At 73.0% G+C, this 12192-nt stretch carries 6 protein-coding genes and 1 pseudogene; all 7 read left to right on the top strand.

Features of this window, described 5'->3' with window-relative positions:
• Positions 1–498 carry a hypothetical protein gene (locus ACZ6JT_RS28890; RefSeq protein ID WP_469214154.1) on the top strand — a complete coding sequence of 166 codons (498 nt, stop codon included), beginning with the start codon at positions 1–3 and terminating at the stop codon, positions 496–498.
• A 305-nt stretch (positions 499–803) separates the two neighbouring features.
• Entirely contained in the window at positions 804–1334 is a 531-nt protein-coding gene (locus tag ACZ6JT_RS28885; RefSeq protein ID WP_469214152.1) for a toxin-antitoxin system HicB family antitoxin, read from the top strand.
• 106 nt (positions 1335–1440) lie between these two features.
• Positions 1441–2289, top strand: coding sequence for a DUF4097 family beta strand repeat-containing protein (locus ACZ6JT_RS28880; RefSeq protein ID WP_469214150.1), 849 nt, complete (start codon positions 1441–1443; stop codon positions 2287–2289).
• 45 nt (positions 2290–2334) lie between these two features.
• Positions 2335–3348, top strand: a complete 1014-nt coding sequence (locus ACZ6JT_RS28875; RefSeq protein WP_469214148.1) for an ATP-binding cassette domain-containing protein — start codon at positions 2335–2337, stop codon at positions 3346–3348.
• Complete coding sequence (locus tag ACZ6JT_RS28870) at positions 3345–4142, top strand: ABC transporter permease (protein ID WP_365472455.1); 798 nt, start codon at positions 3345–3347, stop codon at positions 4140–4142. Before ACZ6JT_RS28875 ends, ACZ6JT_RS28870 begins: the two co-directional genes overlap by 4 nt.
• A 376-nt stretch (positions 4143–4518) precedes the next feature.
• Complete coding sequence (locus ACZ6JT_RS28865; protein WP_469214146.1) at positions 4519–5313, top strand: thioesterase II family protein; 795 nt, start codon at positions 4519–4521, stop codon at positions 5311–5313.
• A 207-nt stretch (positions 5314–5520) separates the two neighbouring features.
• Positions 5521–12189, top strand: a pseudogene (locus tag ACZ6JT_RS28860) (amino acid adenylation domain-containing protein); the annotation flags it as partial.
• Positions 12190–12192: the final 3 nt, after the last annotated feature.

The following is a 12192-nucleotide window of genomic DNA, read 5'->3' as shown; positions in this document are numbered from 1 at the left end:
ATGCACCCGTTCTCGTATGTACCCGCCCAGGACCCGCTGTTCGGCGTGGTGGACGTCGCACTCGATCACGAGGGCGGGACTCTCGTCCTGGACGGGGAGCGGATCGTGCGGGTCGAGGTGAGGCGGGCCGCCGCCGCGGCGGTGGAGAGCCACGTGCCGATCGGGACGCGGGACCCGGACCGCCTGTCGATGACCGTCGGCGGGGCGGAGGTGGCCTTGCGGCCCGCCAAGGGGTTCCTGACGCGCGGGTCCTACCGGGTGGACGTCGGCGAGTACCGGTTGGTCCCCGACTCGCTCGACGGGAGCAGGCTGCTTCGGGGCGGAGCTGTCCTCGGGGTCTTCTCGTCGAGCGGGGACGGCCGGGTGTCCGTCGAGTGGAAGGGCGAACCGGGCGCGGACGGCGCGGCCGTCGGGTACGCGCTCGCCGCGGCGTTCGGGACGGGGGCCGAGCCGATGTGGAAGCTCACCCTGGACGCGCTGCTGGAGCTGTGGCCGTGAGTCCGCGGCGGCCGTAAGTCGCCGGCGGCCGTACGTCCCCTGGCGCACCGTTTCCGCTCCATGCGCGGGGTGGGGCCTTTGTCCCGTCGACGGGACGGCGGGGGACGGGCGACGCCGTGCCGCCCTCCGTCGGCCGTGTGTGGCACCGCGTGGTGTCGAAATGCAGCAACGAGGGGGCGGTGGCGCCATGTGGCTCAGGATGGCGCAACCATGGCGCCGCACCTGACCTGCTGTTTTGCAAATGGTGGCACGCGTGGCGCCAGATTGGCTCGCCATGGCGCCATCTGTGTGTCATGCTGTGGGACATGGACCTCACGCCCTATGTCGCCAGTCTTCGGCACGAGCTCGCGGTGGCCGCCGAAGCGGGTGGCGACGATGCTCGCGCTCTCGCCGAGCGCATCACCGCACCGCTAGAGTCGGCAGCCAGACTCACCCTCCTGAACGCCCTGTCGGATGCCATGGGCGAGGTCACCCGGGAGCTCGCTCCGGGCTCGGTGGACGTACGGCTGCGCGGGCTCGAGCCCGAGTTCGTCGTGACGGCGCCCCCGAAGGACGAGCCCTTCGTGGCGCAGGGCTACGAGGAAGCGCATGCCCGGCCCGCCGTGCCGCTCGCGCCGGAAGGAGAGGACAGCAGTACCGCACGCATCAACCTCCGACTCCCCGGCCACGTCAAGGCACGTGCCGAGCAGGCGGCCGCGCGGGAGGGGCTGTCCCTCAACGCCTGGCTCGTCAGGGCCGTTTCGGGTGCGCTCGAGCCCGGCGGCGGACGGCAGGCCGACGCGCCGGCCCCCCAGCGCGGCGGTGGCAGGAAGAGCTTCACGGGCTGGGTGAGCTAGCTCCGGCGGAGCACCGTTTCGGCGTGCGAGAGGCCGACCACTCTCGCGTCAATCTTCACGTCCCCGGAGCGGGGGCGATCACCAGACTCACGAGGACGGGACAGTCATGCCTTCTTACGACACCAAGGGACCCATCACCGCGAACATCCACGTCGAGGTCGGTGTCGCCCGGATCAGCGCCGGCGACCGGACCGACGCGGTGGTCGAGGTCCACCCGCGCACCGCCGGGGACAAGGACGACCAGCGCGCCGCCGACGAGACCAAGGTCGACTTCTCCGACGGCACGCTGACGGTCCGTACGCCGAAGGCGCGCGGGCTGTTCTCCGCCCGGGGCTCGGTGCTGGTCGAGGTCTCGCTGCCGCAGGGTTCGCGGCTCCTCGGAACGCTGGAGATGGGCGACATCAGCTGCAAGGGGACGCTGGGCGAGTGCGAGGTCCGCACCAGCGCCGGCGACATCCGGCTCGACCAGGCCGGTCCGGTGCGGCTGAAGACCCAGCACGGGGACGTGCAGCTCGACACGGCGACGGGCGACGTCGACGTCACGACCGGCTCGGGCGACGTACGGGTCCGCACGATCGGCGGCGACGCCGACATCAAGAACTCCAACGGCAACACGTGGCTGGACGACGTGGCGGGCGATCTGCGGCTGAAGGTCGCCAATGGAAACATCACCGTCGGCCGTGCGCAAGGGTCGGTGACGTCAAAGAGCTCGAATGGCAACGTACGCATCGAGGAAGTGGCGCGCGGCACGGTGGAGCTCCAGACTAAGGCCGGCAACCTCGAAGTCGGGATCCGCCAGGGGACTGCCGCCTGGCTCGACATCAACTCCCAGTCGGGGACGGTCTACAGCACCCTCGGATCCGCCGAAGGCCCCGCAGAGGGCGCGGAGACCGTCAAGGTGCACGCGAGGACCAGCCTCGGTGACATCACCATCCAGCGTGCGCACGGCGCCTGACGACAGAGCTCTGCCTCGCAACAGCTACGAAATGGAGGGGGCACGATGAGTGCCGCGACCGAACAGATGGCCCCGCCCAAGGGGATCAGCGCAGTCGGCCTGCGCAAGTCGTACGGCGAGAAGGTCGTACTCGACGGAATTGACCTGCACGTGCAGGCGGGCACGATCTTCGCGCTGCTCGGTCCGAACGGAGCGGGAAAGACCACCACGGTCCAGATCCTCTCCACGCTCATCGCCGCCGACGGTGGCGAGGCGACCGTGGTGGGGCACTCGCTGGAGCGGAGCGCGGACGCCATCCGTGCCCGGATCGGTGTCACCGGCCAGTTCGCGGCGGTGGACGGGCTGCTGACCGCCGAGGAGAACATGCTCCTCATGGCGGACCTGCACCACCTGGATCGCGCGGAGGGCAAGCGCCGCACCGCCGAATTACTCCGGCAGTTCGAACTCACCGAGGTGGCCGGCAAGATGGCCTCCACGTTCTCCGGGGGCATGCGCCGCAAGCTGGACCTGGCGATGACCCTCGTCGGCAACCCGAGCCTGATCTTCCTCGACGAGCCGACCACCGGCCTCGACCCGCGCAGCCGCCGCACCATGTGGCACCTGATCCAGCAGCTCACCGCCCAGGGCGTCACCATCTTCCTGACCACGCAGTACCTGGAAGAGGCCGACCAGCTCGCCGACCGGATCGCCGTCCTCGACAAGGGCAAGATCGTCGCCGAGGGCACCGCGGACGAGCTCAAGCGCCGCATCCCCGGCGGGCACATCCGCCTCCAGTTCTCCGACCTGCTCAGCCTCGACGCCGCCTCCCGCCGGCTCGGCCTCGACGAGGGCGCCCGCGACGAGGAGAAGCTCACCCTCCAGATCCCGAGCGACGGCAGCATCCCCGCGCTGCGCGCCGTCCTCGACCTGCTCGAGGGCGCCGGTGTCACGGCCGACGCGCTGACCGTCCACACGCCCGACCTGGACGACGTCTTCCTCGCCCTCACCGGTGACGGGTCGCGCCACCACGCGACCACCGTTCCCAGCCCCGCCGACACGGCGCAGGAGGCCCGCCGATGAGCACCACGTACGCGATGCGCGACTCGATGACGATGCTGCGCCGCAACCTCAAGCACGCACAGCGCTACCCCTCGATGACGATCTCGATCGTCGCGATGCCGATCCTGATGCTCCTGCTGTTCGTCTACGTCTTCGGCGGCGCGCTCGGCGCCGGCATCGAACTGCCCGGCGGCGGTACGGGTGACCGCGGCGACTACACCAACTTCGTGGCCCCCGGCATCCTCCTGATGGCGGCCACCGCCGGCGCGGTCTCGACGGCCGTGTCGGTCTGCACGGACATGACCGAAGGCATCATCAACCGCTTCCGGACCATGTCGATCTCGCGCTCCTCGGTGCTGACCGGGCACGTGGTGGGCAATGTCATCCAGACCATGATCAGCCTGGTCCTGGTCATCGGTGTCGCGCTCCTGGTGGGCTTCCGGCCCAACGCCACCGTCGTCGAGTGGATCGCCGCCCTCGGCATCCTGGCCCTGCTCGCCTTCGGCCTCAGCTGGCTGTCCGCGGCGATCGGCCTGGGCTCCAGCAGCGTGGAGGCGGCGAGCAACGCGCCCATGCCGCTGACCTTCCTGCCCTTCCTCGGCAGCGCCATCGTCCCGCCGGAGTCCATGCCGGTCGGACTGCGCTGGTTCGCCGAGTACCAGCCCTTCACCCCGATGACCGACACCCTCCGAGGTCTGCTCATGGGCACGGAGATCGGCAACAGCGCGTGGCTCGCGCTCGGTTGGGGCGTCGTCCTCAGCGTCCTCGGCTACCTCTGGGCCCGCTCCGCCTTCAACCGCGAGGCGAAGAGCTAACCCCCTCCCGCACCGCGCGAGAACCCGAACGGGGCTGCCCGGCCGAAAGGCCGGGCAGCCCCGTTCTTCGTGTTCCCCCGGCCCCGCCGTCCCGCCGTCCCGCCGTCCCCCCGCCCCGCCGTCCCGTCGACAGGACAGCGGGAGCGCAAGGAACGGGGCGCGTGGCCGAAAACGCAAGGCGGAATCGCTCACCAGTGCCCGTCCGGCAGGGCTGTGCGGGCATTCCTTGCCTCGCTGCGGGGCCACTCCTACGATCAATTGCGGAAGTGCGGGAATTAGGCCGTGACCGATCCGGCCCGCTGCACCAGCGCACCCGGTACTGCATTCCACTTTCTGCTTTCTGCTTTCCGCCTCCACCGAAATCCGCAGAGGGGTCATGGTCATACACACGCGCAGCCACGCAACGGAAACCGGCGCCGGACTGGTCGTCGAAAGTCCCTTCATTTGGCGGGCGCGACGGCCCGGGCACCGCCATCAACTGATCTGCTTCCCGCAGGCGGGCGGCGGCGCGGGAGCCTTCGCCGACTGGGTGCGGGAACTCCCCGCCGACATCGAGGTCGTCGCGGTGCAGCTGCCCGGCCGGCAGAACCGGATCATGGAGGACCCCGCCACCGAGGTCGGTCCGCTCGTGCGGGCCCTGATGCAGGCCCTGCGGCCCGTCCTGGACGGCCCGTTCTCCTTCTTCGGCCACTCCTGCGGAGCCCTGCTGGCCTTCGAGCTGGCGCTGGCGCTCCAGTCGCGCGGCGGTCCCCGGCCGGCCCACCTGTTCCTCTCCGGCCAGGCCTCGCCCGTACCCTTCCGCGACCGCCCCCAGCTGCACGGGCTGTCCGACGAGGAGTTCCGCGCCGAGGTGCTGCGGCTCGGCGGCTTCGACGAGGAGCTCGCCGACGACGAGGACGCCATGGACGCCCTGCTGCCCTCCGTGATGGACGACTTCTCGCTCTGGGAGCAGCACGCGATGCCCGTCGACGCGCGGCTGGACGTGCCCATCACGGCGCTGGTCGGCGAGTCCGACAGCCGGGCGCCGCTGCACGAGATGGAGACCTGGGGCGCGCACACGGACACCGCCTTCGACCTGCGTGTCTACCCCAGCGGGCATTTCTATCTCTTCGAGTCCGGACTGAGCTCCGAGCTGCTCGAATTCATCGCCCGTACGGTGCTGGAGCCCTAAGCTCCCCAACGGGTCGCATCGCGGCGGTGCGTTTTTCCGCGGGAAATTCCTGTGTGGCAGCTTTTTCGGGCTTGTCGCACCGCCCGCCGGCTGAGATCAATGAGAAATCAAACCCACGAGATTCCGGTCTTCATGTCCAACCATTGGGGGATGGTCGCTTTGTGCTCGTTCCATGACACGGCGGTGCCGGTGGCGACGATTCCTGAGATGTTCGAGAAGCAGGTCGTCGCCGCTCCGGACGCCGTCGCGCTGGTCTTCGGCCAGACCTCGCTGACCTACCGCGAGGTCGACGCGCGCGCCAACCGCCTGGCGCGGTTCCTGGCCGGACGCGGCGTCGGACCGGAGTCGGTCGTGGGCGTGGCCGCGCAGCGGTCGCCGGACCTGTGGGTGGCCGTCCTCGCGGTGCTCAAGGCGGGCGGCGCGTACCTGCCCATGGACGCCGCGTACCCCGCGGACCGCCTCCGCTACATGGTGGAGGACTCCGGAGCCCGCCTGGTCCTGGCGGACGCAGCCACCGGCGGCCTGCTGCCCGGACTCCCCGCCCCCGTACTGCTGCTGGACGCCCCCGAGACCGCGGCGGCCGTCGCCGCCGAGGCGGCCGGCCCGCTCACCGACGCCGACCGGATCCGCCCGCAGCGGGTGGCGCAGACCGCGTACGTCATCTACACCTCGGGCTCCACCGGCCGCCCCAAGGGCGTCGCCGTCACCCACAACGGCCTCGCCCCGCTGCTGGCCACGCACGTCGAGCGGCTGAAGGTGAGCGCGGCGAGCCGGGTGCTGCAGTTCGCCTCGCCGAGCTTCGACGCCTCGGTGTGGGAGATGTGCATGGGGCTGCTGTCCGGCGCCACCTTCGTGCTGGCCGACAAGGAGGCACTGGCCCCGGGCGACCCCCTGGCCGACACCATCGCCCGGCACGGCGTGACCCACGTGACGCTGCCGCCGCCGGTGCTCGCCGCGCTCCCCGCAGGGGCCATGACCTCCGTCGAGACCCTCGTGGTCGCCGGTGATGCCACCACCCCCGAGCTGGTCGCCACCTGGTCGGCCGGCCGCCACATGATCAACGCCTACGGGCCCACGGAGACGACCGTCTGCGCCACGATGAGCGCGCCGCTGGCCGGCGACGGCCGCGTACCGCCGATCGGACGCTCGATCACCGACACCGACGTGCACGTCCTGGACGACGCGCTCCGCCCGGTGGACGCCGGAGTGACCGGCGAACTGTACGTCTCGGGCGCCTCGCTGGCCCGCGGCTACCTCGGCCGCCCCGACCTGTCCGCCCAGCGCTTCGTGGCCTGCCCCTTCGCCGGACCGGGTGCGCGGATGTACCGCACCGGCGACCTCGTCGAGCGGACGCCGGAGGGCGAACTCGTCTTCCACGGCCGCGTCGACACGCAGGTGAAGATCCGCGGCATCCGGATCGAGCCGCTCGAGATCGAGGCGGTGCTCAGCGCCCACCCCGGCGTGGCGGACGCCGCGGTCCTCCCGTACGAGCGGCGCGGCAGCCGCCAGCTGGTGGCCTACGTCGTCGCCGCCGCCTCCGGCCGCCCCGGCCAGACGGGCCCCCAGGGCAGCGCCTACGGCAGCATCGCCCTCGACTCCGGCTTCGGCGTCCGCGAGCTGCGCGCCTTCGCCGCGGACCGGCTGCCCGACCACATGGTCCCCGCGGCCTTCGTCCTGCTGGACCGGCTGCCCCTGACCCCGAACGGCAAGCTCGACAAGGCCCGTCTGCCGGAACCGGAGTTCAAGGGCGAGGCCTACCGGGCCCCGCGCACCCCGCAGGAGGAGATCCTCGCGGAGCTCTACGCGAAGGCCCTCGGCGTGGGCCAGGTCGGCATCGACGACGACTTCTTCACCCTCGGCGGCGACAGCATCCAGTCGCTCCAGGTGGTGTCCTGGGCGCGGGCGCGCGGCCTGGTGGTCACCGCCCGCCAGGCCGTGGAGCACCGCACCGTCGCCCGCCTCGCCGAGATCGCCGTCGCGAACGGACAGGGCGCCACCACCGGCCCGGTCCTGGCGGAGCTCGCCGGCGGCGGCACCGGATGGATGCCGCTGCTGCCCGTCGCCCGCTGGATCCGCGGCTGGGGCCCCGGCTTCGACCGTTTCCTTCAGGCGATGGTGCTCGAGCTGCCCGAGGGCATCGACCGGGCCGGTCTGGCCGCCACCCTGACGGCCGTGGTGGACCGCCACGACCTGCTGCGCTCGCGCCTCGTCGCCGACGCCGCCGGGGAGGGCGACGGCGAGGCCGACGGCCTGGTCGTCGCGCCCGCCGGCTCCGTGGACGTGGAGCCGCTGTTGCGCCGCGTCGAGTGCGACGGCCGCTGGGACGGGGAGTCGTGGCGGGACCTGCTGCTCGCGGAGCTGGAGGAGGCCGCGCAGCGGCTGGACCCGGCGGCGGGCGTCGTCGCCCGGTTCGTCTGGTTCGACGCGCCCGGCGGCGGGGAGGGGCAGGGCGGCGCGGCCGGCGAGGGCGCCGGGCGTGGTGGCGCCGGACGGCTCCTGCTCGTCCTCCACCACCTGATCGTGGACGGCGTGTCCTGGCGCATCCTGATGCCCGACCTCGCCACCGCATGGGAGCAGGTCCGCCGGGGCCGCACCCCCGAACTGCCGCCCGTGGCCACCTCGATGCGCCGCTGGGCGCACGCGCTGGCCGACGAGGCCCTGCGCCCCGAGCGGGTGGCGGAGCTGGACCTCTGGCGCTCGATCGTCGAGGGGCCCGACCCGGTGCTCGGCGCCCGTCGTTTGGACCCGGCCGTCGACGTACGGTCCGCCGTGCACGTCACCCACGTCCGGCTCCCGGTCTCCGTGACCGAGGCCGTGCTGACGGACCTGCCCGCGGCCTTCCACGGCGGGGTCAACGACGGACTGCTGGCCGCACTGGCCCTGGCGCTCGCGCAGTGGCGGCGTACCCGCTCCGTGGAGGAGACCTCCGCCCTCATCCGCCTCGAAGGACACGGCCGCGAGGAGGCCGCCGCCCCCGGCGCGAACCTCGCCCGCACGCTGGGCTGGTTCACCACCGCCTTCCCGGTGCGCCTCGACCTCGCCGGGGTGGACCTCGACGAGGCCTTCGAGGGCGGACCGGCCGCCGGCCTGGCCGTCAAGAAGGTCAAGGAGCAGCTCCTCTCCCTGCCCGACAAGGGCATCGGCTACGGCCTGCTGCGCCACCTGAACCCGCAGACCGCCGCCCAGCTGACCGAACACCCCATCGGGCAGGTCGGCTTCAACTACCTGGGCCGCTTCGCCGCCGGCTCCGAACCGCCCGCGGACGCACGGGGAGCGGGCTTCACCCAGGCCCCCGAGGCCGCGGCCATCCCCGAACTGGCCGAGCTCGACGCCGCGCAGGACCCGCTCATGCCGGCCTCCGCCGAGCTCGACATCAACGCCACGGTCAGCGACCAGCCGGCCGGCCCGGTCCTGAACGCCGCCTTCAGCGCCCCCGGGGGAGTGCTCACCCCGGCGGAGGTACGGGAGCTCGCCGACCTGTGGTGCGCCGCGCTGGAAGGGCTCGCCCGGTACGCGGCCCGGCCGGGCGCCGGCGGTCTGACCCCCTCCGACGTGCCGCTGGTGACCGCGAGCCAGTACGACATCGACGGCTGGGAGCGGCGCTTCCCGGGCCTGACCGACGTCTGGCCCACCACCGCGCTCCAGTCGGGACTGCTGTTCCACTCGATCTTCGAGGACTCCTCCTTCGACGCCTACCAGGTGCAGTACGCCCTGCACCTGTCCGGGCGGGTGGACGCCGGCCGGCTGCGCGCCGCCGGGCAGTCGCTCCTGGAGCGGCACGCCAGCCTGCGGACCGCCTTCGTGCACAACGCCTACGGGGACCTGGTCCAGCTCGTCCTGGACTCCGTCACCCTGCCCTGGCAGGAGCTCGACCTGTCCGGGCTCGGCGCAGCGGAGCGCACGGAGGCCTTCGAGCGGTTCCTCGCCGAGGACCTGACCACGCACTTCGACCAGATCGCGCCGCCGATGCTGCGCCTGACGCTGATCCGGACCGGCGAGGAGACGTACGAGCTCGTACTCACCGCGCACCACGTGCTGTTCGACGGCTGGTCGGTGCCCCTGCTGATGCAGGACCTGCTCACCTTCTACGGCTCGGCCGGGCAGGCCACCGGGCTGGAACCCGCCCGCGACTACCGGGACTTCCTGGCCTGGCTCTCCCGGCAGGACCCCGAGGAGTCCGCCCGGGTCTGGCGCGAGGAGCTCAGCGGGCTGGGGGAGCCGACCTTCCTCGCCCCGCTGGTGTCCGCCCCGGCCCCGGCCGGCCGGTCCACCGCCTCCGTCGCCTCCGCCGCGTCCACCGAGTCCGCCGCGTCCGCCGCGTCCACCGAGGACATCGCCATGCGGCAGGCCGAGGTGCCGCTGTCCGTCGAGGCTTCCCGCGAGCTGTTCCGGCGCGCGTCCGATCTCGGGGTCACCCTGAACACGGTGGTCCAGGGCGCCTGGGCGATCCTGCTGGCCCAGCTCACCGGCCGCCAGGACGTGGTGTTCGCCTCCACCGTCGCCGGCCGGCCGCCCGCCCTGCCCGGGTCCGACACCACCGTCGGCATGTTCCTCAACACCCTGCCGGTACGGGTGCGGTGCGCCCCCGCGGACACTCTCGCCGAGCTGCTGACCACGGTGCAGGACCGGCAGGCCGCGCTCATGGACCACCACCACTTCGGCCTGAGCGAGATCCAGCAGGCCGCCGGCATGGACGCCCTCTTCGACACGATCATCGGCTTCGAGTCCTTCCCCATGGACCGGGCCGGCATCGTCGAGGCCAGCCGCAAGGCCGGGATCTCGATCACCGGCATCCGCTCCTTCACCGCCAGCCACTACCCGGTGACGGTGCTCGCCTTCATCGAGCCCGACCGGCTGCGCCTGGCGGTGCAGTACCAGCGCACCGTGCTCGACCCCGCCGTGGCCGAGTCCATCGCCGCCCGGTTCGCCGCGATCCTGCGGCAGCTGGCCGAGGACACCGGCCGCCGGGTGGGCGCCGTGGACGTACTGGAGCCCGCGGAGCGGGACCGGCTGCTGAACGGGCTCGGCACGGGCCCGCGGTCGACAGGCGCGGACGTCGACGGGGCGAGCGTCCCGGAGCTGTTCGAGCGGCAGGCCGCCGCGACGCCCGAGGCGGTCGCCGTGGTCTCGGGAGTGCGGTCCCTGACCTACCGGGAGCTCGACGAGCGGGCGAACCGGGTCGCCGACGGCCTGATCGCCCGCGGCGCCGGACCGGAGACCCCGGTGGCCCTGGCCCTGCCCCGGTCGGAGGACCTGGTGGTGGCACTGCTCGGCGTACTCAAGTCGGGTGCCGCCGTCCTGCCGCTCGACCCGCGCCACCCCGGCGAACGCCTCGCGCGCGTCCTGGCCGACGCGCGGCCGCTGCTGGTGCTCACCGACCCGGACACGGCGGCCGCCACCGCGGACGGCGCGGTCCCCACCGCACACCTGGGCGAACTGGGCTGCGGGGACGGCGCATCCGTCGCGGCGGCCCCCGTCCGGCGGCCCGACGGGCTGGCGTACCTCTCGTACGCCTGCGGCAGTTCGGGCGGGCCGACGGGGGTGGAGACCACCCACCGCAACCTGGCCGACCGGGTGCCGGGGCTGCTCGCGGGGCTCGGCTCCGCGGCCGGCCGGCGGCTGCTGGTCGCAGCCACCGGCGACGCCGAACCGCCCGTGGTGGAGATCCTCGCCGCGCTCTGCGGCGGCGCGGGCGTGGAGGTGCTGCCCGATCCCCGCGCCCTCGCCGGAGACCGTCTCCCCGATCCCTCCGGAGCCGCCGCGCGCGGGGTGCTCGCCACGAGCCCCTCGGCCTTCGCCGACCTGCTCGACGAGGTCGCCGAGGACGTCCACGCGGCCACGATCGTGTTCTCGGGCGAGCCGCTGCCGGCCGCACTGGCACGGCGGGCGGCCGAGTCCGCCCCGGGGGCCCGGCTGGTCAACCTCCACGGGCACCCCGAGACCGGACACGCCACCGCCACCGCCTTCTCGCCACCGGACGGCGAGGAGCCACCGGGCACCGCCGCCGCGCCCGCCGGGACACCGCTCGCCGGAGTGCGGGCGTACGTCCTCGGCGCCGGGCTCACCCCGGTGCCGCACGGCGCGGTCGGGGAGCTGTACCTCGCGGGCGGCGCGCCGGCCCGCGGCTACCGGGGACACGCCGGGCTGACCGCGGAGCGGTTCGTCGCGGACCCCCACGGCCCGGCCGGATCGCGGATGTTCCGCACCGGCGACCTGGTCCGCTGGGACGGCGACGACCGGCTGGAGTTCCTGGGGCGCGCCGACACGGAGGCCGCGGTCCGCGGCACGCGGATCACACCCGCCGAGGTCGAGGCCGTCCTCACCGGGCACCCCGGGGTGGCGCAGGCGGCCGTGGTCGCCCGCGAGGGCCACGGGCCGGGCGGGACCGCGCAGCTGGTGGGCTACCTCGTACCCGAGGAGCCGTACGGGGCCGAACCCGGACCGTACGCCGACCAGGTGCGGGCCCACGCCGCGCGGCAGCTGCCCGCCGCCCTGGTCCCCGCGGTCCTCGTGACCCTGGAGGGGCTGCCGCGGACACCCGACGGCCGGCTCGACCGGGCCGCGCTGCCCGAGCCCGAACCGGCCGGCCGCCCCTACCGGGCGCCGCGCACTCCCGACGAGGCGGCTCTCTGCGAGCTGCTGGCGGAGGTGCTCGGCGTGGAACGGGTCGGCATGAACGACGACTTCTTCGAACTGGGGGGCAACTCCCTGCTGGCGACGCGGCTCACCAGCCGTATCCGGAAGGTGCTCGGGGTGAGCGTGCCTTTGCGGTCGATCTTCGAGTCTCACGCAATTTCAGAGCTTTCGCGCACGGTCAAGAACGCAGGCACGTCGAGCCGGCCTCGACTGCGCAAGATGGACAGGAGTGGACAGTAAAAT

Source organism: Streptomyces sp. NPDC046308 (genome assembly GCF_055588065.1).
The sequence above is the reverse complement of the archived record's forward strand: the minus strand, read 5'-3'. Positions and strand labels throughout refer to the sequence as shown.

Bases quoted from the DNA above. Each gene is read 5' to 3' on its own strand.
- ACZ6JT_RS28875 (WP_469214148.1), top strand. From the start codon at position 2,335: ATGAGTGCCGCGACCGAACAGATGGCCCCGCCCAAGGGGATCAGCGCA.
- ACZ6JT_RS28870 (WP_365472455.1), top strand. From the start codon at position 3,345: ATGAGCACCACGTACGCGATGCGCGACTCGATGACGATGCTGCGCCGC.
- ACZ6JT_RS28880 (WP_469214150.1), top strand. From the start codon at position 1,441: ATGCCTTCTTACGACACCAAGGGACCCATCACCGCGAACATCCACGTC.
- ACZ6JT_RS28890 (WP_469214154.1), top strand. From the start codon at position 1: ATGCACCCGTTCTCGTATGTACCCGCCCAGGACCCGCTGTTCGGCGTG.
- ACZ6JT_RS28865 (WP_469214146.1), top strand. From the start codon at position 4,519: ATGGTCATACACACGCGCAGCCACGCAACGGAAACCGGCGCCGGACTG.
- ACZ6JT_RS28885 (WP_469214152.1), top strand. From the start codon at position 804: ATGGACCTCACGCCCTATGTCGCCAGTCTTCGGCACGAGCTCGCGGTG.